23 protein-coding genes and 1 pseudogene are annotated in these 23,610 nt (G+C 68.4%); 6 read left to right on the plus strand and 18 right to left on the minus strand.

The genetic code is table 11. From position 1 onward, the window contains the following. Window positions 1–4 precede the first annotated feature (4 nt). The 10 genes from HNP84_RS52205 to lxmK form a co-directional block, all read right to left on the minus strand. On the minus strand, window positions 5–1,489 hold the full coding sequence (locus tag HNP84_RS52205) for a flavoprotein (protein ID WP_221337531.1): 1,485 nt from the start codon (window positions 1,487–1,489) through the stop codon (window positions 5–7). Beyond that, entirely contained in the window at window positions 1,486–2,448 is a 963-nt protein-coding gene (locus tag HNP84_RS44355; protein WP_185056116.1) for an LLM class flavin-dependent oxidoreductase, read from the minus strand. Before HNP84_RS44355 ends, HNP84_RS52205 begins: the two co-directional genes overlap by 4 nt. Beyond that, complete coding sequence (locus tag HNP84_RS44360; protein WP_185056117.1) at window positions 2,445–4,244, minus strand: ABC transporter ATP-binding protein; 1,800 nt, start codon at window positions 4,242–4,244, stop codon at window positions 2,445–2,447. Before HNP84_RS44360 ends, HNP84_RS44355 begins: the two co-directional genes overlap by 4 nt. Before the next feature lie 3 nt (window positions 4,245–4,247). Next, entirely contained in the window at window positions 4,248–5,438 is a 1,191-nt protein-coding gene (locus HNP84_RS44365; RefSeq protein ID WP_185056118.1) for an ABC transporter permease, read from the minus strand. Between the two features lie 8 nt (window positions 5,439–5,446). Beyond that, entirely contained in the window at window positions 5,447–6,166 is a 720-nt protein-coding gene (locus HNP84_RS44370) for an ABC transporter ATP-binding protein (protein WP_185056119.1), read from the minus strand. 19 nt (window positions 6,167–6,185) lie between these two features. Next, the gene (locus HNP84_RS44375; RefSeq protein WP_185056120.1) at window positions 6,186–7,193 is read right to left on the minus strand and encodes a methyltransferase; all 1,008 of its coding nucleotides are present in this window, start codon (window positions 7,191–7,193) and stop codon (window positions 6,186–6,188) included. Between the two features lie 114 nt (window positions 7,194–7,307). Then, window positions 7,308–7,484, minus strand: coding sequence for an LxmA leader domain family RiPP (locus HNP84_RS56545; RefSeq protein ID WP_185056121.1), 177 nt, complete (start codon window positions 7,482–7,484; stop codon window positions 7,308–7,310). Window positions 7,485–7,627: 143 nt separating this feature from the next. Further along, a complete protein-coding gene (locus HNP84_RS44385; RefSeq protein WP_185056122.1) occupies window positions 7,628–7,843 on the minus strand; it encodes an LxmA leader domain family RiPP in 216 nt (71 codons plus the stop codon). 93 nt (window positions 7,844–7,936) lie between these two features. Continuing rightward, complete coding sequence (locus tag HNP84_RS44390; RefSeq protein ID WP_185056123.1) at window positions 7,937–8,896, minus strand: T3SS effector HopA1 family protein; 960 nt, start codon at window positions 8,894–8,896, stop codon at window positions 7,937–7,939. Next, window positions 8,890–10,047 (minus strand): class V lanthionine synthetase subunit LxmK, encoded by a 1,158-nt coding sequence (gene lxmK / locus HNP84_RS44395; RefSeq protein WP_185056124.1) that lies wholly within the window; start codon window positions 10,045–10,047, stop codon window positions 8,890–8,892. The genes HNP84_RS44390 and lxmK overlap by 7 nt, the downstream gene beginning before the upstream one ends. Window positions 10,048–10,321: 274 nt before the next feature. Here lxmK and HNP84_RS44400 point away from each other — a divergent pair, with 274 nt between their 5' ends. Beyond that, entirely contained in the window at window positions 10,322–10,765 is a 444-nt protein-coding gene (locus tag HNP84_RS44400; protein ID WP_185056125.1) for a hypothetical protein, read from the plus strand. Window positions 10,766–10,832: 67 nt separating this feature from the next. Here HNP84_RS44400 and HNP84_RS44405 read toward each other — a convergent pair whose 3' ends face one another. Next, complete coding sequence (locus HNP84_RS44405) at window positions 10,833–11,531, minus strand: response regulator (RefSeq protein WP_221337532.1); 699 nt, start codon at window positions 11,529–11,531, stop codon at window positions 10,833–10,835. Window positions 11,532–11,588: 57 nt separating this feature from the next. Further along, window positions 11,589–12,326, minus strand: coding sequence for a DedA family protein (locus HNP84_RS54335; protein WP_185056126.1), 738 nt, complete (start codon window positions 12,324–12,326; stop codon window positions 11,589–11,591). Between the two features lie 616 nt (window positions 12,327–12,942). Between HNP84_RS54335 and HNP84_RS44415 the strand changes: the two genes are divergently transcribed. After that, the gene (locus tag HNP84_RS44415) at window positions 12,943–13,941 is read left to right on the plus strand and encodes a helix-turn-helix transcriptional regulator (RefSeq protein WP_185056127.1); all 999 of its coding nucleotides are present in this window, start codon (window positions 12,943–12,945) and stop codon (window positions 13,939–13,941) included. Window positions 13,942–14,795: 854 nt separating this feature from the next. Then, on the plus strand, window positions 14,796–15,620 hold the full coding sequence (locus tag HNP84_RS44420; RefSeq protein WP_185056128.1) for a class I SAM-dependent methyltransferase: 825 nt from the start codon (window positions 14,796–14,798) through the stop codon (window positions 15,618–15,620). A gap of 897 nt (window positions 15,621–16,517) precedes the next feature. Here the strand turns inward: HNP84_RS44420 and HNP84_RS44425 are convergent. Continuing rightward, a complete protein-coding gene (locus HNP84_RS44425; RefSeq protein WP_185056129.1) occupies window positions 16,518–16,739 on the minus strand; it encodes a hypothetical protein in 222 nt (73 codons plus the stop codon). A 250-nt stretch (window positions 16,740–16,989) separates the two neighbouring features. Between HNP84_RS44425 and HNP84_RS44430 the strand changes: the two genes are divergently transcribed. The 3 genes from HNP84_RS44430 to HNP84_RS44440 all read left to right on the plus strand — a co-directional run bounded on the left by HNP84_RS44430 (window position 16,990) and on the right by HNP84_RS44440 (window position 18,402). Then, the gene (locus HNP84_RS44430; RefSeq protein WP_185056130.1) at window positions 16,990–17,532 is read left to right on the plus strand and encodes a hypothetical protein; all 543 of its coding nucleotides are present in this window, start codon (window positions 16,990–16,992) and stop codon (window positions 17,530–17,532) included. 364 nt (window positions 17,533–17,896) lie between these two features. Beyond that, window positions 17,897–18,139, plus strand: coding sequence for a hypothetical protein (locus HNP84_RS44435; RefSeq protein ID WP_185056131.1), 243 nt, complete (start codon window positions 17,897–17,899; stop codon window positions 18,137–18,139). Between the two features lie 122 nt (window positions 18,140–18,261). Then, window positions 18,262–18,402, plus strand: a complete 141-nt coding sequence (locus HNP84_RS44440; RefSeq protein WP_185056150.1) for a hypothetical protein — start codon at window positions 18,262–18,264, stop codon at window positions 18,400–18,402. Between the two features lie 320 nt (window positions 18,403–18,722). Here HNP84_RS44440 and HNP84_RS44445 read toward each other — a convergent pair whose 3' ends face one another. From HNP84_RS44445 to HNP84_RS44465, 5 genes and pseudogenes are all read right to left on the minus strand, one after another. After that, entirely contained in the window at window positions 18,723–19,514 is a 792-nt protein-coding gene (locus HNP84_RS44445; RefSeq protein WP_185056132.1) for a hypothetical protein, read from the minus strand. After that, a complete protein-coding gene (locus HNP84_RS44450) occupies window positions 19,511–20,011 on the minus strand; it encodes a SigE family RNA polymerase sigma factor (protein ID WP_185056133.1) in 501 nt (166 codons plus the stop codon). The genes HNP84_RS44445 and HNP84_RS44450 overlap by 4 nt, the downstream gene beginning before the upstream one ends. A 197-nt stretch (window positions 20,012–20,208) precedes the next feature. Next, window positions 20,209–20,985: pseudogene (locus HNP84_RS44455) on the minus strand (IS3 family transposase); the annotation flags it as partial. 342 nt (window positions 20,986–21,327) lie between these two features. Then, a complete protein-coding gene (locus HNP84_RS44460) occupies window positions 21,328–22,875 on the minus strand; it encodes a class I adenylate-forming enzyme family protein (RefSeq protein WP_185056135.1) in 1,548 nt (515 codons plus the stop codon). A gap of 8 nt (window positions 22,876–22,883) precedes the next feature. Further along, window positions 22,884–23,489 (minus strand): thiolase family protein, encoded by a 606-nt coding sequence (locus HNP84_RS44465; RefSeq protein WP_185056136.1) that lies wholly within the window; start codon window positions 23,487–23,489, stop codon window positions 22,884–22,886. Window positions 23,490–23,610 lie beyond the last annotated feature (121 nt).

The raw sequence follows: 23,610 nt of genomic DNA on the forward strand, positions 1-23,610 counted from the left end.
ATCGCTACAGGTCGATGAGGTATTGCAGGAACTTGCGGTAGTGGTCGAAGTCGTACTGGTAGCCGGCGAAGTACGCCGCGATGTCGTGGACGTGCAGCAGGATGCGCAGCGCCGCGTACCGGTTCCACTCCGGGCCGAGGTCGCGGTCGTACCCTTCGAAGAGCGCGTTGATCAGGGCCTGCCAGCCGTGCTGGTCGCCGCCCACCTGCCACTGCAGTTCGGCCAATTCACCGATCAGCCAGCCGACGTCGAGGTACCAGGGGGCGGCGCAGACGTCCTCCCCGATGAGCAGGTCGCCGGCGCCCGATTCCCCGTCGATGGCCAGCGCGCCGAATCCGGCCGCACCGTGCGCGAGGGTGACGCCGGTGTCGGTGCGGACCGCGTCGTACCAGGACCGGACCCGTTGCCAGCGTTCCTCGCCGAGCCGTTGCCGGAACTGTCCTTGGGCGTAGGCGGCGCGCGGGCTGGTCGCGCGACCGGCCAGCCAGTCGCCGAGGCGGACCAGCCCGCGCGCCGGCCGGCCGACGAGGTCCGCCGGCGGCTCCTGGTCGTGGACGGCGCGCAGCAGGCGGCCCAGGTCGTGCAGGGGCTTTTCCAGCCTGTCGTGGTCTCCGGGCCGCATCAGCCGGCGCGCGGCCGACTCGCCGCCGCGCACGTCGTAGATCCGCGCGTCGCCGGCGGCCGTGCCGATCGCGAGCCGGCAGGTCCCCACCTCCCCGATCGCCGCCAGCGCGTCGCGTGTCTCGCCGGTGAGCGGGCTGAACGGCGCCGGGGCGAACGGCCCGGGGGCGCGGCGCCACCGGTATCCGCCGGTCGCCATGGAGTGGATGGAGGTGTGGAGCAGGCCGGTGCCGTACGTGGTGGACGGCTCGGCGCCGTCGTCCTCCGGCTCCTCGGGGGCCGTCAGTTCGGCGAGGCGCTCGGTGAGCAGGTGCAGCACCTCCGGCAGGGGCGGCGGCACCCACGCGTCGTCCCGCCCGGTGAACAGGCTGCGTCCGCGACCGGGCGGGATCAGCACGATGTTGGGCCGGGCCGCGAGCGCCGCCCAGTGCTGCCGGCACGCCGCGCTCTCCAGTCCGCCCGGGGGCAGCGCGGGGGCGACGACGACCGGGGCGTTCGTGCACTGGGCGGCGAGCAGGGCAGGGGTGTCCGCCAGTCCCAGCGCCAGCCGTGCCATGAACTGCAGCGTGGCGGGGTAGACGACGACGGCCTCGGCCCAGTCGGCCCACTCGACGTGCCGCGCCGTGGCCTCCTCGCCGGGCCAGGCGTCGAGGAGGACGTCGGTGGCGAGCCGGCCGCCCAGCGCCTGCCGGGTGACGAACCGTTCCGCGCTCCTGGTCACGACCACCTTGACCGCCAGCCGCGGGTACTGCATCCGCAGCAGGTCGAGCCAGTACGGCATCGAGGAGGCGTAGGCGGAACCGGCGCACACCAGCAGCAGCCGGGAGACGCCCGGTTCGGAGGTCGGGGTGTCGCACTCCTCGATCACGGCGTGACCATCTCCATGAGGGCGTCGAGTTCCTCCAGCGAGGCCCGGTCGCCGTACCGCATGTGGACGCCGGTGACGTTCAGCACGATCTCGTCCACGCCGGCCTGGAAGAACTCCTCCAACTGCACGGTCAGCCCGGCGGCGTCGCCGTACAGGAAGGCGTGGCCGTCGACCAGGGCGGCCGCGTTGCCCGCCGGGTCGTCGCGGGACACCTGGATGCCCGAGCGCCGGAGCATGTCGGCGTAGTGCGCCAGTTGGGTGTGCCCGCTGCTTCCCAGCATCGCCAGCTCGAACGGGTCGCGGTCCGGCCCGGCCAGCGCCAGCGGGACCATCGCGACGATCCGCGGCATGGCGCGTCCGGCGGACTGGGCGCCGGCCCGCAGCGCCGGAACGAGGGTGTCCCTGATGTACGCCGCGGGCGTCAGCCATGTGATCGCGACGTCGGCGACCTCTCCGGCGAGCCGGGCCATGGCCGGGCGCAGCACGCCCAGGCCGATCTCCACCGGTGGCCGGGGCAGTTGGCCCAAGCCCGACCGGCAGGTGAAGTGCTCTCCGACGTGGTCGACCTCCCCCTTGCCGAGCAGTTCCCGCATGACGTGGACGTACTCGCGGACCGCGCCGAGCTGGCTGCGGTACGGCGCGGCGAGGGTGCTCCGCTGGAACGGGAGCGACCCCGGCCCGAAACCGGCCACCACCGGATGCCCGGTGCAGACGGCGAGTTCGTGAGCCTGCACCGCGGCCTGGTAAGGGTGGCGCAGCGCCATCAGGGTGACCCCGATGCCCGCCGGCACGCGAAACCCGCTCGCGGCCAGGTGGGTGAAGTCCTGGAAGGGGTCGTTGGCGGGGGCCTGGCCCTGCCACAGCCTCCCCGCCGCGCTCCACTGCGTGAGCGCGGCGTACGGCAGCATCCGCTCGGGGCGCTGGGGCACGAACGGCATCAGGATGGAGTAGGTGTTCATCGGTCGGCTCCCGCCATGGCCGCGACCGTCTCGTCGGCGATCTTGAGGGCCTGCCCCTGCACCAGCTCGGCGTACCGCGGGCAGGTGAGCATGAGATCGTCGTGGCAGCCCTGGGCCACCACCTCGCCCGCGTCCATCACGATCACGTGAGCGGCGTGCCGGACGGTGGACATGCGGTGGGCGACCACGAGCACGGCGCGTTCGCGTGCCATGTCGTCGACCAGGCCGCGCAGGAGCTGTTCGTTGACGCTGTCGAGCTGCGATGACGGCTCGTCCAGCAGGATCAGGGGGGCGTCGGACAGACTGGCCCTGGCGAGGGCCAGCCGCTGCCGCTGCCCACCGGACAGGTCGTGGGCGCCGCCCAGGACCGTGTCCAGCCCTTCCTCCAGGAGCGCGCTCTCCTCCAGGCCCACCCGGCGCAGCGCGTCGACCAGGGCCTCGTCGTCCACGGGGACGTCCTGGCCGAGCGTGAGATTGTTGCGGACCGTGTCACGCAGCAGGGTGTTGCCCTGGTCCACATAGGCGAGCCGGCGGCGGAGCGCCTCCAGCGGCCAGCGGGTGGCGTCCTGGCCGAACACCTCGATCCGTCCCGAGTCGGGGTCCATGAAACGTTCGATCAGTCCGAGAACGGTGGTCTTGCCGGAACCTGAGAGGCCGACCATCGCGGTCAGCCCGCGCGCCGGGACCTCCAGGTTCACCTGCCGCAGCACCGGCTCCTCGCCATAGGCGAAGGTCACCCCCTCGAACCGGACCGCCGGAGCGTGCTCGTCCGGCACCACGTCGCCGTCACCGGCGGCGCGTTCCGCCTGCTCGACCGGCAGGGCGAACAGGTCGTCGAACCGCTTACGCGCCGCCAGGCCCATCTGGACGGTGTTCGTCGCGGACATCGCCATGATCAACGGTGCGACGAGCTGGAAGAGGTAGAGCAGGAAGGCCACGAACGAGCCGAGGGAGAGGTCTCCGCTGACGATGCGCGCGCCGCCACCGAGGATGACCGCCACCAGGGCCACCTGCTGGCCCAGGGTGATCACCGGCACCATCAGCGCCTCAAGGCGGGAGGCGCCGATCTCCGTCTCGGCGATCCGATCCGCCTGGCCGGAGAGCCGCGCGGACACCGCGTCCTCGGCCCCGTGCGCCTTGATGATGGTCAGCGCCTCCATCGCCGCGACGAAGTCCTCGGTGAGCGCGCCGACCCCTTCCTGGATGGCCAGGTACTTACGGCGCAGGCCGACCACCACGACCGTCACGATGCCCAGGGCCACGAGGAAGGCGCCGAGGGTGATGAGGAGCAGGACCCAGTCCAGCACACCCATGATCACCAGGGTGCCGACCAGGGTGATCATGGCCATCGGGATCTGGATCGGCCCGACGTCGATGATGCTCTTCACCGCGCCGGCGTCCGAGGTGAGCCGCGTCGCGAGGTTGCCCGTGCCTTCCTCACGCGCGGCCCGGACGCCCAGTCGCAGCGAGTGCCGCATGGACCGCACCCGCAGCCGGCAGACCAGCCGGTGTCCCATCCGGGAGAGCAGATAGGTGCCGGCGGCGTTGGCGGTACCGGACCCGATGCCGACGGCGATCATGAGCCAGGTCCATCGGCTGAAGCCCTCGCCCTGCTGGATGGCGGAGAGCAGGTGGCCGACCGTCCAGGGAAGCAGCAGGGTCCCCGCCGTGGAGGCCAGGGCGAGCAGCATGATGGAGGCGAGCCGGACGCGCCTGCCGCGGAATATCTCCCGCAGGATGAGCAGGCGCTCCGGCCGCCCATCGGTATTCGTGTTCGGTGTTTCCGGGATGTGCATGAGTCAACTCCGTTGGCCGCGTAGACAGTCCTGGACGGTGATGCGCCGGCCGGCGTGCAGGAACACGGTGGTGTAGGTCGTGCTGCTGGTGCGGATCAGTCCCCGGACGGTGAGCAGCATGAGCGCGTACGCCACACCCACCTGCCACCACGGGACGTCGGTGTGGGCCATCCGCACGGGCATCGTCGTCCAGGAGAAGCCGGGGATCACGGAGACGACCGCGGTGACCGTCTCGTTCGCCCCGAGGACGACCATCGCCGGGCCGAAGACGCCGAGCAGTTGCACCAGCGACACCGGCGTCCCGGTGTGGTGAACGTCGTCGGGCACGGACACCAGCGAGCCGGCGATGGCGTAGAGGCCGGTGAAGAGGATGAAAGCCGGGACGAACCAGAGCACGAGATTCGCGGCGACGGCGAGCACGTCGCCGGGGCGATCGAAGACTCCGGCGCCCAGCGCGAGCGCCGCCGCGGCGGCGAACGCGGCGAGGATCTGCCCCAGCGCCGCGGCCCCCACGCCGATGATCTTTCCTGTCAGCAGTTGCCAGGCGTCGATCTTGAGGAGCAGCATCTCGGCGAGGCGGCTGGTCTTCTCCTCGACCACGACGCGCATGATGGAGTTCCCGAAGAACATCATCATGATGAGCAGCATGGACACGCCCGCGACGGCGGCGAGCGTGCGCTCCTGGAGCAGCGCGACGTCGGCGGTGAGCGGGACCACCCGCAGCGGCGGCGACGCGTTCGCGACGGCGTCGGGCGGCGTGCCGAGCCGCGTCAGCCTCTCGGCGTAACCGGCGGTCACGTACGCCTGCCGGAGCAGCCGGCCCAGCCCCGGGTCGAGAGTCCAGGACACCAGGATCTCGCCGCCGGCCGCCACCGCCGCGTCCACCCGGCCCTCCCGTACGGCGGAGCGGGCGTCCCGCACCGAGGCGAAGCGCTCCACCTTCACCTCGCGCTCCAGCGCCGTGACCAGGTGCGGCCGGTCCCCGACCACGCCCACGGCGGGCGCGGCATCGCGGTTGCCGCCAAGGTAGGCGACCGTGCCCAGGGCGAGGCAGATGAGCAGCACGGTGAGGAAACCGGACGTCCAGAAGGCGTTCTTACGCCACTGGTTCCGCAGCTCGTGCCTGGCCACGATCCCGATCAACCGCCATTCGCCGAGATCACGGCGTGCCGTAGGTCCCAGGACCCGGGTCACCGGCCGGCTCATCGGGAGAGTTCCCGGTAGACCTCGGCCAGCGTCCACCCGCTGGGGCCTTCCTGCTGGAGGCTCTCGCGCAGCTCCGCCACCGTCCCCACCGCGACCTGCGCACCGTCCCGGATGATCGCGACCCGGTCGCACAGCCGTTCCACCAGGTCGAGCTGGTGGCTGGAGAAGAGCACGGGGATGCCGCCGGCGGCGAATGCCCGCAGCACCTCGACCATCGCGTCCACCGCGTGAAGGTCCAGGCCGGAGAACGGCTCGTCCAGGATCAGCAGCTCCGGGTCATGGATGACCGCGGCGATCAGTTGCACCTTCTGCTGGTTGCCCAGGGACAGGTCCTCCAGTTTGTCGTTCGCGGCGGCCTTCACCTCCAGCCCTTCCAGCCACTCGCGGGCGCGGCGCTCGGCCTCCTCCTGCGGGACGCCGCTCAACATCGCGAAGTAGACGAGCTGGTCGAGGGGGCGCTGCTTCAGGTACAGACCGCGATCCTCGGGCATGTACCCGATCCGGCGCCGGGCGGCGGCGTCCATCGGTGCCCCGTTCCAGCGCACCTCGCCCGCGTCCGCCGTGGTGACGCCCAGCACGATCCGCATGACCGTCGTCTTGCCCGACCCGTTCGCGCCGCACAGGCCGAACAGCTCACCGGGTCGTACGGCGAGCGTCAGCCCGCGGAGCACCTGCTTGCCCTCGAAACGCTTCTCAAGGCGGTCCAGAACCAGCATGTCGCGATCCCGCCCGCGCTCAACCGGAGAATTCCAGCAGCGACCTGAACGGCGTGCCCGCGCCCTGCCAGGTGAGCCGTAGTCCGGCCTGCTGCGCGAGCGCCACCAGCTCCGGCACGGTCCGCACCGGCGCGGGCATGAGGGCGCGCAGCATCAGCTCCGTCCTGGCGCCTGCCAGGCCGCCGCCGCGTACGTCGAGGTTCACCTCGGCCAGCAGCACCTTGCCCGACGGGCCGGCCGCCTCGGCGCAGCGCCGCAGGATGGCGACCGCCTGCTCGTCGGTCCAGTCGGCGAGGATCGCCGACAGCAGGTACACGTCCCGGCCGGCCGGCAGCGGATCGAAGAAGCTGCCCACCACGGCCGTGCACCGGTCGCCCAACCCGGCGTCGGCGAAGTTCTTCGACGCGAGCTCCGCCGAGTTCTTCAGGTCGAGGAGCGTACCGCGCAGGTGCGGGTGGCGACGTAAGAGGTTGATCAACATGGCGCCGCTGTTGCCGCCGACGTCCACCACGTCGCGCGCGCCGCTCCAGTCGTAGCCGTGGACGACGATCTCTCCGTCGAAGACGAGATTCTCGGAGAAGTTCCGCATGAGCGACCCGGCGAACTCGGGATCGTTGTTGACGCTCTCCCAGTACCCCTTCTCCAGGGGTACGGCGTGCGCCGGCTCACCGGTCCGCAGGGTGTGGACCAGGTTCACCATCGCCGCGTCGCCCCGCCCCACCATGCCGGTCATGCTGAGGTGATCGCGGAGGCTCGTCGGGTGGTCGCTCAGCAGCGGCGCGCCGAGCTCCGCGACGCCGTACCGGCCATCCGCTTCAGGCTGGAGCACGCCGAGTGAGGCGAGGTAGCGCAGGAGGATGTCCATCAAGTCGGGGCGGGCGCCGCAGCGCCGCGCCAGCTCGCCGGGGTCCGCCGCGCCCGCCGCGATGTGGTCGGCCACCTTGAGGGTCGCCGCGGCGCGGATCGCGGCCGGCCGCAGCAGGTCCGCCATGTCGGCCAGCGTTTCCGCGAGGGTGTGGTTCTCCATCGGATTCTCCGTTGCTCAGAGCCGTCGAGACTCGCCGGGGAGCTGGGCACGCTCACACGTCCGGGATCGTGCCCAGCCCCGGTTCACCACGGGCGTCCGCGACCTACCTGAAGGTCAGCAGCCGTGTACCATGGTGATCTTGCTGATCAGCTGGCCCGACATCCAGCTGACGCCCAGACTGCAGATGAACGTCGTCGCCGGCGCGTCGCCTGCGGCGCGCAACTCCAGCTCCGGGGGATCGACGTAGGAGTCGTAACCGGCGACCAGGTCGGTGATGACTGCGCTTTTCACCTCTACACCTCCTTTCGAAAGATCGGAAGCCTCTCCTTTCCCGATGGGAAAGGGGTCTGTTCGGCCTTGCCGCGGCCGGCGCACCTTGTCGGGAATTCGATGGCCATTCGGCGGCATGGCACCCGCGGGATTCCCGCTTCGCGTCAGCAGGCGACCTCGTAGGTGACGCCGCTGACGAAGCTGACGACCACCCCGGAAGCCGCCTTGCAGGCGTTGGAGCTCTTCATCGCGCTCACCGCGGAGACGCAGATCCAGCTCGTCGCCGGGGCGCCGGCGGCGGCGCTGATGTTCAGCTCCTGGACGTCGGTGTAGGCGTCGTAGCCGGCGACGAGCTCGGTGATCGCTGCGCTCTTCTTCATTTTCTGTAACCTCTCTGTGTCGTGTACTGAACCGGTCCGGGGAGTGCGCATACTCACCCCCTGGAGCAATTTCGGCCGGGGGCGGCCGAAGCCTTAACTGGCGGGCGAGTCGAGATTCCGCGACGGATCGCCGGGGTCGATGTTCGCCTCTATGAATGACGACCTGATCGCGGCGATGAGGGTGTCCTCCTCGCCGGATGTGTCCACCAGGACCTGCGCCAGGACGCTGGCCCGGTGCTGGCCGAAGCTCAGAGCGTCCATGCCGGGGCGCCGATCACCCGGTTCCCAGGCCATCGCGACGCCGGGGGCCAGCCGTTCCGCGAACAGCGAGGTCCCAGAGCCGACGCCGGCCATACCGCGGACCAGGTCGGCGACGCTCTTGGCGGCCTGCCGGAACTCCGAATCGAGGTAGACCACCAGGGCGTCCTGGCGGGGATAGAGGTGCTTGGACGAGAGCACCTTCGCCCGGTACGCCACCTGCTCCCGCTCCAGGTGCGTGAGCACCCGCCCCCAGATCTCCGGCGAACCGTCCCAGTCCGCGATGTGCACGTACACCCGCAGCACGTTCCCGGACCGGCGCGGCCTGGCGCCGTCGACCAGGAAGAATCCGGGGGACAGTGCCGGACGCCGTGACGTGGTGGTCACGGTGACCACGTCACCGGCGGCCAACTTCCGCTCGGCGTGCCGGATCCGGTCCAGTGGCATCCAGACCCGGACCCCGGCCAGCTCCACCAGGAGCTGCCGGCCGGCCTCGGTCTCCCGCTCGGCCGCGCACACCACGGCCGGGGCGACGGTCTCGCGGTGCGGCACGGCCTGGTCCAGCACCCGCTCGAACTCCTCGTCCCGAATCCGGAGCGGAAACCGCCTGTCGTGCGTGTCCTGCCCGGCGTGCAGGATCTCGTAGAACGCGTCGGCGAGCATGCGGCGCAGCTCAGGCGGATCGTCCGCCTGGATGTCCCGGGTGCCGACGACCGCGCTCAACCGGTCGGGCGCGACGGTGACCTGCCGCACGGCCGCCAGCAGGGCGGGAGAGATCTGATCAGCGGTCACCATGACTCCTCGAAACCCAGAGTCGCGGCGAATCGGTGCGGATCCATGAGCGCGCGGCGGCCCACACCCGCGGCGGCCCGTTCTATTCCAGAAAGCCGGGCGCTGCCCGCCGCGCCGGCGATCAGACGGTCCAGAAGGTGCCAGCCGGCGAAGGCGGTCGCGCGGACCGGCATGGCGTCGTCGATGTCCTTCCGCACCGACCGGTAACCGCGCCAGAAAGCGTGGACGAGCGGGAGCAGCCTTTCCAGTTTCTCCGCGCCTCGCGCGAGCACCTGTTCGTGCGTGAGTTCGAGGTCGATGAAGGACGAATCGGCGTCTCCGCGGCTGGTGACGATGTCCAGCACCGAGCGGTAGAGCCATTCTCCGGCGAACGCGCCGACGTCGCGCGCCGGATCGGCCAGGCGGAACTCCTCCCAGTCGGTGACGCGGATCACGTCGGAGACGAGAATCTGGTCGACACGGAAATCGCAGTGCGACGGGACCCGCGGGGCGACCGACTCCCGTTCGAGCTGCTTCCCGATCGCCGTGGTGAGGTCGGAGTCCTGCTGCATGAGCCGCCACGCCGACAGCCCGGCGAAGGTGAGTCCGTCGAAGACCGGCAGGGGCAGTCCCTCGAGAAGGGAGAGTTCCGGCAGCAGGGGCGGCGACCGGTCGATGTGGTCGCCGATCCCGGGATCGGCGTCGTGCAAGGTGCCGATCACCCGGCCCAGCCGTTCCGCCAGGTCCTCGTCGAAGTCCTCGTCCACCATGAGCCGGGCGCCGGTCTTCGCGTCTTCGACGCTCTCGAACACGACGAGGTCGGCCGCCAGGTCGGAGCCGAGGAACGCCGGGGCATGGGGCGCGAATGCCGGGTTGTCGCCGAGGAAACGCTCGAACGACAACAGCCGGCTCATGCGCTCCCGCACATCGGCGGAGGGGCCCACGAGGCGCTTGACGAATATGCTGCGGCCGCCTTGGGTGCGCCCCGTCCAGACGTCGTTTCGCCCCACCGGAGCCGACAGCGACTCGCGGATGAACGGCCCCACGCCCAGCCTCGTCAAAAGCGCGTCCACGGCGGGGAACCGGCTCAGGTCCACGGGCTGGAATTCGAGCACTGCTTTGGACTTGCTTTCTGTCGGGGAGGCTTTCTGATTCTCTGCCAATGTTTTCACCATCGCACGCTGGTACGGAGACCTCCGCGTTCTCCCGGGGTAACCATTTCCCCCCGGGGATTCGGAAGCCGCAGAATCGGACGACTGGAATCAATATCGCGCCGGCGGCGACCGGAAGCCATCCGCCGGTCGTCGGGCGCGACCCGCCATATGACGGGTTTCTTGCGGCAGATCCTGCCGAGCGGCGGGAGTGCCACTGTCGATGAGCCCCCGCGACCGAGCCGGACCTCCCGCCCACTACTTGTCGATATTCAATTCGGCTGCTTACGCTGCACACATGGAAAACGTGAACCCCGGCCCCCGGGTGAACCTGGACAACGGTGAGTCCTCTGCCGGAACGGCGGAGCGCATCGTCGGCCCATGGTGGTATCACGTGGGCCTAGGGGCGTCGCTCACGTTCGCGTTCGTCTCCATGAGCCTGCGCTTCGCCGGCTTCGGGGTGCCGATCGCCTTACTCGTGGCGCTCGCGCTGAACAGAGCGCGCCGACGGGCGACCGGCGTCTCCCGCGACCGCTACACGGCCACCCCCGGCTCGCGGCGGCTGTCGGGGGTCTTCGGGCTGATCTTCGTCGGGCTGGCCGCCCTCGGGATGTACCTCGAATGGGGAGCCGGCGTCCGGTTCGCCATCGCGGGGGCCGGGGTGCTGATCGGGGTCGGCACGATCGTCATGGGGTACCGCGTGGACGACGCCGTACGGCGGGAGCTGCGGACAGCCCGCTGAGGTGGGCCGACCCGCGCCCCGGACCGGCTGCGCGTCCCCGGCGTGCTCGGCCCGGTCACCCGCACCGTCAGGCCGGCTGCCCGCTGGGCGAGCCCTCCAGAGCACCGGTGAACGTCGCGTCCAGCAGACCGGCCCGGTACGCGATCATCGCGGCCTGCACCCGGTTCGTGACGCGGAGCTTGCTCAAGATGGCGCTGACGTAGTCCTTCACCGTCCCGGTGCCGAGCAGCAGGCGCCGTCCGATGTCGGCATTGGACAGGCCCGCGGCCATCATCGTCAGCACGTCGTGCTCGCGCGTGGTCAGGCCGGCGGTCAACCGCCGTGCCTCCGTGGCGACGCCGGCCCGAGGCTCCTGTCGCTCCAACTCGGCGAGGAGCTGGGCGACGGCCAGCGGTGACAGGACGGTCTTTCCCAGGACCAGCGCCGACACCGACGCTATGAGCTCCTCGGGTCTGCCGTCCCTGGAGAGGAAGCCGGAGGCTCCCATGCGCAGGGCGCGCACCACGCAGACATCGACGGACGAGGTGGTGAGCACCGCCACCCGTGGCGGGTCCGGCAGTGACAGCAGGACTTTCAGTACGGCGAAGCCGTCCATGCTCCGCATCCCGAGATGCAGGAGCACGACGTCCGGGCGCCGCCGCCGGGTCTCGCCCACCGCTTCGGCGCCGTCCACCGCGACGGCCTCGAAACCTTGGACCGAGCCGATGATCAACAGCAGGCCGGCTCGTAACAGGGACTCGTCGTCAACGATCAGAATACGTGTCACACCAACCGTCTCCGTGATGATGCTGATCCTGGACAGGGACTCACCGACGGCACCTACTCAGTTGGGCTCGCCGGCGTCCTGCGGTGCGTTTCGGGCGGCGTCCTGTTCGGCGAACGCGCGTCTGGCCGCCCGCACCTGGATGAAGAGGATCACCACGATCGTGCCCAGGGAAATCCACAGGGCATAGTGCGTGATGGTCTCCGCCAGATCGACCCCCGGCCGGCCGAGTGAATACCCGAGGCCGGCGAAGAGCCCCGCCCACGCGAGTGACGCCGACAGGTGGAGCACGAGAAAGGTGGCCAGGCGCATCCGTGCCCACCCTGCGGCCGCGTAGGCGAGCGCCGAGGGCACGAACGGCAGGTGAGCGAGGAGAACAGCGGCCCACACGAGCCAGTTCTTGGACGGGTCGCGGTTGAGGAGCAGCCGCGCCTTCCTGCCCTCGGCCGAGCCGAGGAAGTACCGCACGATCCGCTCGCCCCACAGCTTGCCCGCCCACCAGAAGATCCAGGAGAACTTCATCAGCCCGAACACCCCCGCGGCCACGACGAGGGCGATCGGAGCCTCGCCGACGCGGGCGAAGGCGGCCGCGATCGCTATCGAGGACTGCGTGCCGGTCATGGCCTCCAGCAGGATCGGGTTCGTGCCGATCAGCCAGGGCTTGAGCGGCCACATGAGCAGGGAGTAGGCGAAGACCGCCAGCATGCCGTACCAGCAGATCAGGTCGCTTCGCGAGGGTGTGCCCTCCCACGGCGACCAGGACTTGGCGCTCGGGCCTTTGCGGCTTCCCGCGGTCACGTTCTCTCCCGCCTTCCGGGGGCGTCCTGCCTCATCCGGACCGGACCGCCAGATGCCTTGAGCGGGACCGTGCCGTCGTGCACTTCGATCGCCGTGAGCGCGGCCGGGATGCCAGAAATCGACGTCGCCGCTTCTGCTGCACGGCCACCGGATAAGACGACCATTGCCGGGTACCTCCATTGTAGAAAAGATCAGTCACGGCATGGGAGATGCTAGTTCGCATAGGCCGGCGTGCACCCGTCCTATTGGGGCCTGACCTAATGCGGACACCTCTCCATTCATGGCCGTATGTCTTTCACGGCGATCCTGGGCGGTTTTCAAGTGCCTGTCATGCGCACGGATAAGCGGTATGACAGGCCAGGTATCAATAGCACCGGCCCCAGAGGCCGCCTCCTTGAGAAAGGCTTCGGCGTCCACGGCGGCCACCCGAGCGTGCACGTCCCCGGCCGCGCCGGTCGGCGCAGTGCCGGTAACCGGTGCGCACGGCCCGCAGCGGGCTTTCAGCCGGCGCGCCTCCGCCGGCGTCACAGGTCAGCGCCGTAGGCACCCTCCGCACGACCGGGGTTGCGCTCTCCGATCATCATCCGCGAGAATCTTGCACACCCGTGTCCCGGGGTTGGAGGCGGCGCTGATGCTGGTGTCACTAGGGTTGGATCCGTTTGCCGAGCGCGTCTACCGATTACTCCTGACGAAAACCGGTCTCGATGTGGTTCTCGTCGCACAAGAGCTGGCGGTCACCGAACAGCAGGTCCAAGAAGCGCTTGAGCACCTGACCGAGCTGGGATTACTCCTTCCGTCCTGGGAGTCGCCGGGAGGCTATCGCCCGGTAAGCCCACAGGTCGGACTCCTGAAGCTGCTCCAGCATCGGCAGGCAGAGGTACAGCAGCGCCAGAAACAGATAGCCGATGCGGAAACCGCGATCGCAGCGCTCATAAGCGAATACTCCGAACTCCATCCTGTCGCCCAGCATCCCCGCGCGCAGTCCGTGCTCGGTATGGACGCCATACATCGCCAAATCGAGAGATTGGGGATGAACGCCGTCTACGAAGTCGCCAGCATGGTGCCCGGCGGCGCTCAGGAGCCCTCACTCATCGAAGCGGCCAAAATAGTGGACCGCCAGGTGCGGGACCGAGGGGTGGCAATTCGCACCCTCATTCTCGACAGCATCAGGAACGATCCCCCGACACTGGCCTACGCTGAATGGCTGGTCGACATCGGCGCCGAGGTCCGCACAGCTCCGACCCTGCCCATCAGAATGCTGGTCTACGATCGGAAGATCGCCTTTCTTCCACTGGATTCCAGCAATACGCAGGCGGGTGCCGTACAGGTCTCCGACAACGGGACCATCACAGCGGTCCTCGCTCTGTTCGACCGGATCTGGGACGCCGCGATACCGATCAGGACCCCGCTGCCCAAGGACGAATCAGGGTTACTGCCTCAAGAACGTCAACTCCTAAAGCTCCTCGCACAGGGAATGACGGACGAGGCGGCCGGGCACCATCTCGGACTGTCCCAGCGAACGGTACGGCGCATGATGGCCGGGATCATGGAGCGGCTCGGCGCACGCAGCCGCTTCGAAGCGGGGCTCCGTGTGGCGGAGATGGGCTGGCTCTAGTGCGGTGACCACCACACCGGGCCGACGCCATGATGTGGCGCAGGCCGTATGGGTGTCCGCAACCGGTGGACCTACGTGGTCACCGCACCGGCCGGCATCGCCCGGACTCGTGCGACATCTGCCACCCGCGGTATTCCTCCGTCACTTGCCTGGTTCAAGAGGTATCGGTCCTAGTTCTGCGCCGCATCTACCGCAATCGCTTCTAGGCCAGCCCCAAATGTTGCCACCCTCCACGTCGTCGGCCGCGAGGAAAGACTGCGGCCGATCGCCGGTGCTCACTGAAACGCCCCCCGCTATGGCGGCGACGGCGATTGCGACGGCGATATTGCGGATCAAGCGCATTTCTTCTTCTCCTCCCTTACACCGGTGCCCGGCTTGACACACCCCAGTATGGCCGGCGGCTCGCGACTTCAGGAGATCTTGCGCGTGACCTAAATGGGCCTGACCTAATCAGCCCCGCATGCGGTTCCGTGCCCACTGCGTCACGGAGGGTGGCACCGGCAGCGGTTGGGCACCGAGATGCCCTGCCCGATGAGTACTCCAGCCCGTCCCGGATCGCCCATGCCGATGATGACCTCGGCTTCGAGCAGCCGACTCGGGGCCGCAGGGCACATCGACAGCGCAGGTGCCCAGCGTACGGTCACACGCGGCTTCTGCCGGCAGCCCGACCGCCCCACGATCACGCCGGCCGCCTTGCCCGCGGCGTACCCTATGACGAGCCTCGGGCATTGCCGGGGATCGAGGGAGCATCGAGCAGAGAACGCATGCTTCTCCACCTATCGGCGGCAGCGCGTCAGCAGGCCGCCGGTAAACCAGTGGCGTCCCCGTGGACGAGCCTCATAGCTTGTGCATTCGTGACTGAGGATCCGAAGAAGCGCCCCCGACACGACCTCGGCCGGGTGTTCAACGAGGTGCCGGAACTCTACGACCGGGTCCGGCCGGGATACCCCGACGAGTTGTTCGCGGACCTCGGCGCCATCACCGGCCTGGACGAAAGGTCGTCGGTGCTGGAGGTGGGCTGCGGCACCGGCCAGGCGACGCGCTCGCTGGCAGCACTCGGATGCTCGGTGACCGCCATCGAGCCGGGCGCGGACATGGCCGCACTCGCCCGCCGTCGGATGGCCACCTTCCGCAACGTCGAAGTCGAGGCATCGACGTTTGAGGAATGGGACGACCGCGGCCGACGCTTCGATGTCCTCGTGGCTGCGTCGTCGTGGCACTGGGTCGACCCGTCGGTCGGCTGGCAGCGAGCACACGACGTGCTCAATCCCGGAGGCTGGGTGGCGCTGCTCGGCAACGTCGTCGTCCGCAGGCCCGGAGAGCCGGAAGTCTACGCCGAGACCGCCGATCTCCACGAGCGGTTCTGCCCCGGCAACCCCGGCTGGGGTCATCCGCCGCTGGAGGACGACGTACGCACCACCGACGAGGGCTGGGGCCTGGTCGAGGATCCCGGAGGATTGTTCGGCCCAACGATCGTGCGCTGGTACCCGACCGTTCAGTGGTTCAACGGGGACGGCTTCGCCGATCTCCTTCGCTCCACGTCGCTGTATCGAAGGCTCGCCCCCGACGTCCGTGAGCCCCTGCTCGACGCCATCGCCGAGCGCATCCGTACGCGGATGGGCGACCGCGCATCACGCCGCTATCTGAGCGTCCTCCGCGTCGGCCAGCGCGCCCAATGAGTGCAGGGACCGATCCCCGAACCACCGCCGCGGCCGAGTCAGCAGATGGAGCGGGCTCTTTGGTGACGTGGATGCCGTCGATCTCACCGCCCGGCCCGCGGCCCTGAGCTTGGCCCCGCTGGTCGGCTCAACGGGTCGTAGCGGCGCGCGAGCGGGATTCGCCCAGGCAGCCGCCGATGCCGCACGACGATGGCGGTCAGGTCGTAGGTGGGAAGGCGCGAGCGGCAGCGGCAGCCTCGGCGCCGCTGCCGGTCATGCCGGTGAGGTCAAAGGTGCATGCTGAGCCGGCACGGCTGGCCACTGCTGCCTGCGCATTCAACCGCACCGCCCCGTCGCCGCCGCCTCCCACAGTTCTCGTTGCTGCGCGAGACCAGCCGCTCCAGCTTGGCCACCCGTTCCCGCGGCCGGGCGACCTCTGCCGTCAGCGCGGCGTTCTCGGCCACGAGGGAACGCGTCAGAGCGATCAACTCCTCGCGGACATCTCCTCTAGATCGGACACAGCCCGTGATCACATCATCCGCGAGCCCATGAGATCGAAGTCACGGACAGTCACTCATCCAGCCCGATCATTCCCCCATGCGCAGAACGTGAATGCTTACCGGTCATCACAACATATGGCCGCAGATTGGCGTAGATGACCAGGTCTGAATTCCCGACTCTAACTCGCACCGCCTTAGCGGCGCTCACGAACTCCTTCGATCCCAGATATTCATTGTTAAGTATAGGGTCGGATTCGATATGGCGTAGCGGCCTCAGCGCCCAGCAAGGCATCCAGCTTCTGCGACTGCAAATAGATCCCGTCCGGGGAATGATCGCTCACCACGGTCCACCCATGCGACCGGAGTTGTTCCGCGCCGACCCGTGGTACCTGTTCGGGATCTTGAGTCGTCGTGCTGATCAGCAGGTGGTTCGTTCCACCAAGTCGTCCCCCTCCGAGAACTCTGTGCGCGCCTCCGCTTCGATCCGCCCGAGCGACTTCACCTGTTCTAGAGCGACAGGATCGGCCTCTGCGCGTCCCCACACCCACTGTGCGACGAGGTAGACCCCGAACAGCGCCACCCCTGCCAATACGACGGCAATCAGCGTGCCGCGAGTAACGCGGCCGATGCCTGATCGCACCCTTGTCAAGCCATCTCGCCCTTGTCTTTGACGCTGCGCTGTCAGTTTGGAAACCGCTGCTGATCATACCGTCCTAATCTGGGAAAACCGGGATGCGGTTGACCATGAGTCTCCGTGACTGACCGCGTTTCCCCGCCCGTTCTGGCACGTGTCTGGCACGGAAGCCGTTCGGTATCCATCGCCTGCGGGCGGCTCGTCGCGCTGTCCCGACAGCCGGAATTGTCGGTGACGGGCCCTATGCTTCCCGCCTATGAGTAGCGATGAGAGCCCTGTCGTGCACATCAAGCGGATGAAGGTGGAGGTGGAGGACTGCGGCGCGGTCTATCTCCTGGATCGGAGGGATTACGGGGCCGGCGGTGGCCTCGATGACTCACCGACTCACTCCATCGGGCTCGTCAAGGTGGAGGATAAGGGCGTCGTCTGCCTGCACATCGCCGCTCAGTGGGGGCCGGTGGACTTCACGGTGGCCGTCGCCGATCAGGACCCGGGTGCCCACTTCGACGGCTACGAAGACATCGTGGAGATCAGCTGCGATTCCCCCTCAGGCGAGTTCCTCCTGGCAGGATGGCATATGGATTGGGACGATGAAAAGGCGCACATCCTTCCTCCGTTGCCAGGTGGTCCCGGAACATACCGCCTGCGGTACCACACCCAAGGGGATATGGAGAGCTGGCCCATAGATGGCTACTACCTTCAAATATGGCCCGCGCCGCAGTATGACCCCGCCGTGCTGAAATCCACCAGTCAATTCTTGCAGTACTTGCTGAACCCTGAATCCTGGGAACCGCAATGACCACGGATCCTGGGCTCTGCGCTCCTGGTCACCGACGACCTCGGGCCAGTCGTGATTGCCCGTGGTTCCCCTCTTCCCCCCCCTGGTGGACGGGCACGCAGCGGGCACGGGACGGTTGCTCCTCCGTCGCGCCCAGGGCTGAGGACGAAGCCCTCCAACCGTCGATCGCCCCCAGCCACGTACGGTGGCTGGCCACCGCCGGGGTGATCGTGAGGAATGCGCCGGCATGCACCGCATTAGAGACCCGGCCAAGACGACCTGGGAGACGCGTGCTTGCAGGCCGAGGGCTGGCAGGTGGTGGAGATCATCGACGACGGCGAGGCCGAGGCGCTGGCCCCGCTCGCGCGCGGCGCACGGTGGGCGGGTGCTGCTGGTGGTGGACTACGCCGAGACTCGCACCGGCCTGGCCGCACTGCTGCAGCAGGTCGCCGCCGATACCGGACGGCGGGTGCGGGTGCTGCTGCTGGCGCGCAGCGCCGGGGAGTGGTGGCAGCGCCTGGGCGGGGAGTCCGCAGCGCAGGACCTCGCCGAGGGGCCCCTGCCGGGCGGGCCCCGGGCGAGGGCTCAGAGGCGGTGCGTCACCGCATCAGCGGCGTCACCTACCTGAAGCAATTACTAAAAGTAGTTGATCGGATGCTGATATGACTGTGGTGGTTGGCCAGGAGGGGAGCCAGCCATCCGCGGTCATGGGAGTTCAGGCGGGGCCCGCGTCCAAGAACGCAGGCGCCCATGGCCCGCCATCCCCCGTCGCCGGCCCGTGTCGTGATCTGCGGGCGGGGGCCGGCATGGATCCAGGTCAAGTACTACTACGGCCTGACCGTGGACAGCGCGGAGGAGGCCGCGTTGCAGGGCATGCTCGCCACCTGCTGACCTCCACCGCGTTGCACCCCTCGCCCTGGTATCAGGGCGAGGGCCCGTAGACTGGACGGCACGCGACGCCGACCGACGAGCATCGCGCCGCCGAGCAGGCCGCCCGCGAGAAGGTCGCGCCCCTGCGGGCCGAGATGGCCACCGCCGCCACGGAGCGCGCCGCGGCCGCCGGGGCCCGCGCCGTCCAGGCCGAGGCCGGCCTGGAGGCGGCGTCGCCGCCGCAGGACGGGTCCACCCCGTTCGACCTCTTGTCCGATCGCGGATCTTGATCTCGCGCATGTCCGTCACCGCGATCCGCAGGATCTCGTGCGGATGCCTTTTCAGTCCGGTCCAGGGCTGGCCTCGGCGGGCCGGTCGTAGACTCCGACCGCCCACCTGCCCGGCCGTTCGCCGAGTTGGGCCGACAGCCGTTCGCGCACTTCGGGGCGCATCAGGGCCTGGGACTGGGCCTTCTCGTCACAGTCCTTCGACACCGGCGTGACCGGGCATCCCGTGACGGCCTCCGCCACCTCGCGGACCGGGGCGTCCGCCGGGAAGACCCAGACCTGCAACGACTGCGGACGCTTCAGCCAGTCGGACGGCGCCGAAAGCCGGTCGTGATGCCCGCCCACCGAAGAGTCGCACCGTCCGGCCGTACCGCCCGGTTCGCCGCCCTTGAGCCGCTCCACCGTGACGACCCAAGCCCGGGGGTCATCGCAGACCACCTTGTACCCGGTAGAGAACGTGGACGGACTGAAGGTCACCTTCTGCGCGACGCCCATCGTCTCGAAGTGCCGGGAGTGGATGAGCGCAAGGTCGAATCTCTCGGCCCCCAGCACCACGGCGTACGTCTCGGGAAGTTCCGGGCCGCGCTCGACCCGCGCCGAGTCCGCGCGCTGCTGGGCGGCCGCCGTCTCGCCCGTCCCGGGCTGGGCGGCGGGCAGGACGTTCATCAGCCCGGCCGCGGCGACGGCGAGGGCCAACGCGCCGCCGGCCGCCATGGCCCGCCGGGTACGGCGCGTGCGGCGGCCCCGCCGTACGATCGCGTCGAGATGAGCGGACGGTTCGCCGCCGTCCTGTTCCCGCACCCGCTCGGTCAGCAGCCTTCGCAGGTCACTCTCGGTGTACGTCATCGCGGAACCTTCTCCAAGCTCATCGTCTGAATGTCCGGATCGACCCGAAGACGGGTGAGCGCTCGGCTGAGCTGGCTCTTCACCGCTCCCAGTGAGCAGCCGACGATCTCGGCGACCTGGGTGAGCGTCCGTCCCTCGAAGTAGTGCAGAACGATCACCGCCCGCTGGCGCGGGGAAAGCGCGCCGATCGCACTCCACAGCGCGGCCTGATCGTCCACCTCGGCGGCCGCGTCGCGCGGATCGGCCGTCTCAGGAACCGTCTCGGCGGGGACCTCGCCACGCCAGCGCCTGCGCCACCACGACGAGTGGGTGTTCACGATGATCCGGTACACGTACGGGTCGGGGTTGCCCTCGATCCGCCGCCAGGCGAGCCATGCCTTCGCCAGCGCGGTCTGCACCAGATCCTCGGCCGCGCCCCAGTCGCGGGCGAGGAGATACGCCATCCGGCACAGCCGTAGATGCCGCTGCGCCACGTACTCGGCGAACCCGTCGTCCATGCATCATCTCCGTCTTGTCGTCTCCGGTGATGACTACCGTTCAGGGTGCGCATTCGGATGACAGGCGTTCATCACCCGGCCACAGCAAGGCATCCGGCCACGCGGCCTCGCGGTCGTAGTCGGTCAACGGCTGGTAGCGCGCGACGGCGAGGAGCGCGCCGGAGCCGGGGCTTCGCCCGAAATGCGGACACCGGTGGTTATGCAGCGAGCAGCACCGTATCGAGCAAGCGCTGCTCGTACTCGGTGGGGCTGAAGTAGTCCAGAGTGGAGTGTCGCCAGCGGGTGTTGTAGCGGGTGATCCATCCGAAGACCGCCAGGCGGGCGGCGTGGGTGGTGGGCCACCGGCTCGGTGCGCATGTGATCCGCGATCGACCAGCCCGCCGAACGGCGTGAGGCAAGTCCAGCACGGTCGCCAGATACAGGAAACCACCGTCGGCCAGTGGCAGGTAGGTGATGTCGCCCACATAGCGCCGGCCGGGCGCGGGCGGGGTGAAGTCACGCTGGAGCAGGTCGGGCACCTTCTGGTGCGACGGCTCGCTCACGGTGGTGCGCACCTTCCTGCGCAGCCGTACTCCGGCGATGCCGAAGACGCGCTTCACCCGCTTGCGGTTGACCCGCCGCCGCACAGCGCGTAGTTCGGCGGTGAGGCGAGGGCTGCCATAGGTGCCGTCGAACTCGCCGTGAATCCGCTTGATCTCCTTGTGCCAGCGCGGCATCGGCCGCGGCCCGTACCGCCCGAGCCGGTGCCGCCTTGAGCCACCGGTAGAAGCCGGATCGAGACAGCTCCGGCACTCGGCACAGCCGCTTCACCCCGAAGGCGTCCCGGTGGACGGCGACCAACTGGAAACGGCTCACCAGTTCGTCTCGCCCGCGAAATACTTCGCCGCCCGGCGCAGGATGTCGTGCTCCATCTCCAGCTCCCAGATCCGCGCCTTGAGCTGCTTGTTCTCCTCTTCCAGCACGGCTTTCGTTGTTGGAGCAGGTGACGGGAATCGAACTGGACCGGTAAGAGGGTTCTCACCTGCGGGTTCGCTCTCTTGGCTGCTCAGGGCGACCGGCTTGAACCCGGTTGTGCGGGGTTCTGTTGGCTCTCGCCAGCCCGGTGTGCCCACGGGGCACACCGATGATCTAGGTATAGATGGGGTCGGGGTCCGAGAGGGACTCGCACAGCGACCGCGCTTTCCAGCATGAGGGGGTGGACCCGGCCCGCGCTCGGTCGGTCCGAGCTATCGCGGTTCCCGAACACTTTCACCCCGAATCGGGTGTCGTCAATCGCCGCGGTCGTCCTTGGCCTTGAGCGGCAACGCTGAAATAGCTCACTGTCTCCTTTGTGTTTCCCTGAACAGCAGTGCTGCCTCTCGGCGCATCACTTTGCCGTTTGGGCTGCGGGGCAAACTGTCAACTTGGAACAACTCTTTGGGGGTTTTTACGGCGCCGAGTTCGGAGCGACACCACGCCAGTACTTCGGCATTGTCGATGGGCTGACCGTCCGTGGTCTCGATTACTGCGACCACACGCTCACCCCAGTCGTCATCCGGAATTCCAACGACAGCGCAATCGGCGACCCCGGGATGGGACCACAGAACCTGCTCGACCTCGGCTGGGTATACGTTCAGGCCGCCTGTGATGATCACATCCTTCTTGCGGTCTGTGATATAGAGATAGCCTGCCTCGTCCAGGTGCCCCACGTCACCCGTGTGCAGCCAACCGTCGATGATTGTCGCGGCGGTCTGCTCGGGGTCCTTGTAGTAACCGGGCGTGACGACATCGCCGCGTACGCAGATCTCACCGGTTTCTCCGGGCTCCGCCGTCTCACCGGCCTCGTTGATGATCCGCAGGTCGATGTACGTCGAGGGCCGCCCGCAGGACTTCAGGCGGGTGTCAGGTGCCGGCGAGCCGTTCAGGAAGTGCTCTTCGGGCCGGAGCACGGCGATGCTCGCAAAGGCTTCGGTCTGCCCGTAGCCTTCCATCATCACTGGCCCGAAGACGGTAAGCGCCTGCTTCAGTTTCGCAGTCGACATGGGGGCCGCTCCGTAGAGCAGATACTTGAGCGAAGCAAGGTCGTACTGCGATACGTCGCCCTGCTCCAGGAGCCGATAGATGACCGTGGGCGGCAGGAAGGTCTCTGTCACGCCGTAGGTCTCGATGGCCTTCAGGATGGCTCTGGGATCAGCGCGCTCCAGCATGGCCACGGTTCCGCCACGTGCTGAAGCAGGGATGCTCAGCATTCCGGCAGTGTGGGTGAGGGGGGCAGCGGCGAGATTGACGATCTTCTCATCCGCCTTGTACGTGAACTCGGCAAGCACGTGAGATACGAAGGCCGTCGCGTTTTGTTGCGTCACCACGACGCCCTTCGGCCGGCCGGTTGTTCCCCCGGTCGGCATGATCGCGACGATCGAGTTGGTCTCTGCCTCTGCGCACGACGTGTCGCTCCAGTCGGTGACGGACTCGAACGATTCGATGGGTTCGTCCAGACAGACGAACTTAACCTTGCTGCCGTGGCGGCTCAAATCGGCTTGCAGTTCCATGACTTCGTTCAGCAGCCTGCTGTCGAAGAAGACGAGGCGGCCGTCGAAGCGGCGCAGATGGTCTGCAAGGACCTTTGGCGGATAGCCTGGGTTGAGAGGAAGCCAGGCAAGCCCAGCGCGCCAGATTCCGAGCACGCACATCCAGGCAGCGGGTGAGTTGGGGGCGAGGACCGCGGCCGTGCCTTCCATACCGTGTGCCAACCGCCGCACGCCAACCGCGACACGGCAGGTATAGATTCGAGCTTCCTCAAATGTCCATGCCTCTTGACCCATGACGTAGGCCAGGCCGTCCCTGTTCCGTCTCCATCCTCGGTCGAAGAAGTCGATGAGGGCCATCTCTTCACCTACACGGCTTCGAGGATCGTCACTACGGCCACGGCCTCTTGACCGCGGTGGAAGCCGCCGCCGTTCTCGGCGAGACCGACACGAGCCGCCTCGACCTGCCGAGGACCGCACCGGCCACGGAGCTGGTCGACGAGCTCGAAGATCTGACCGAGACCAGTGGCGGCCAGCGGATGCCCCTTGGCCTCCAGCCCGCCGGAGGGATTGATAGGCATGGATCCTCCGATCCGGGTGTCCCCGCGCTCAGCGGCGGGCCCTCCGTCGCCGACCGGGAAGAGCCCGAGCATCTCACTGAGCTGAATCTCCGCGAACGCCGTGGCGTCGTGTACCTCGGCGACATCAATGTCAGCCGGTCCCATGCCGGCTTCCTCATACGCGTCAAGACCGCACAGCCGACTCAGATTCGTCTCATAGTCGTGGAGATCGCGTTCAAGACCAGTCGCCACACGGCACGCCCTGACACGAACGGGATGCAGCACTCCATACCGTTTCAGCACGGATTCGCGGCACACCACCACTGCGGCAGCACCGTCCGTGAGCGGCGAGCACATGGGCACTGTGATGGGGAAGGCCAAAGGACGGGCCGCCAACACCTCATCCAGGCTCATCGACTTGCGGAAGAACGCGCGCTCATTGAGGCTTTTCCAACCTGATCGCGCAGGTCAGCAGGGGTGGGGCCGGGACCGGGTTGGCATGACAAGAGGCTCCCGGTAAGACAGCAGTCGACCA

Origin of the sequence: Thermocatellispora tengchongensis, assembly GCF_014202315.1 — a bacterium.
GTDB classification, from domain to species: domain Bacteria; phylum Actinomycetota; class Actinomycetes; order Streptosporangiales; family Streptosporangiaceae; genus Thermocatellispora; species Thermocatellispora tengchongensis.

Coding starts and splice junctions, on each gene's coding strand:
- HNP84_RS44360 (WP_185056117.1), bottom strand. CDS start 4,244: ATGCACATCCCGGAAACACCGAACACGAATACCGATGGGCGGCCGGAG.
- lxmK (WP_185056124.1), bottom strand. CDS start 10,047: ATGGTGAAAACATTGGCAGAGAATCAGAAAGCCTCCCCGACAGAAAGC.
- HNP84_RS44460 (WP_185056135.1), bottom strand. CDS start 22,875: ATGGCCCTCATCGACTTCTTCGACCGAGGATGGAGACGGAACAGGGAC.
- HNP84_RS44355 (WP_185056116.1), bottom strand. CDS start 2,448: ATGAACACCTACTCCATCCTGATGCCGTTCGTGCCCCAGCGCCCCGAG.
- HNP84_RS44430 (WP_185056130.1), top strand. CDS start 16,990: ATGAGTAGCGATGAGAGCCCTGTCGTGCACATCAAGCGGATGAAGGTG.
- HNP84_RS44450 (WP_185056133.1), bottom strand. CDS start 20,011: ATGGACGACGGGTTCGCCGAGTACGTGGCGCAGCGGCATCTACGGCTG.
- HNP84_RS44390 (WP_185056123.1), bottom strand. CDS start 8,896: ATGGTGACCGCTGATCAGATCTCTCCCGCCCTGCTGGCGGCCGTGCGG.
- HNP84_RS44375 (WP_185056120.1), bottom strand. CDS start 7,193: ATGGAGAACCACACCCTCGCGGAAACGCTGGCCGACATGGCGGACCTG.
- HNP84_RS44440 (WP_185056150.1), top strand. CDS start 18,262: ATGGCCCGCCATCCCCCGTCGCCGGCCCGTGTCGTGATCTGCGGGCGG.
- HNP84_RS44370 (WP_185056119.1), bottom strand. CDS start 6,166: ATGCTGGTTCTGGACCGCCTTGAGAAGCGTTTCGAGGGCAAGCAGGTG.
- HNP84_RS44400 (WP_185056125.1), top strand. CDS start 10,322: ATGGAAAACGTGAACCCCGGCCCCCGGGTGAACCTGGACAACGGTGAG.
- HNP84_RS44465 (WP_185056136.1), bottom strand. CDS start 23,489: ATGAGCCTGGATGAGGTGTTGGCGGCCCGTCCTTTGGCCTTCCCCATC.
- HNP84_RS44385 (WP_185056122.1), bottom strand. CDS start 7,843: ATGAAGAAGAGCGCAGCGATCACCGAGCTCGTCGCCGGCTACGACGCC.
- HNP84_RS44445 (WP_185056132.1), bottom strand. CDS start 19,514: ATGACGTACACCGAGAGTGACCTGCGAAGGCTGCTGACCGAGCGGGTG.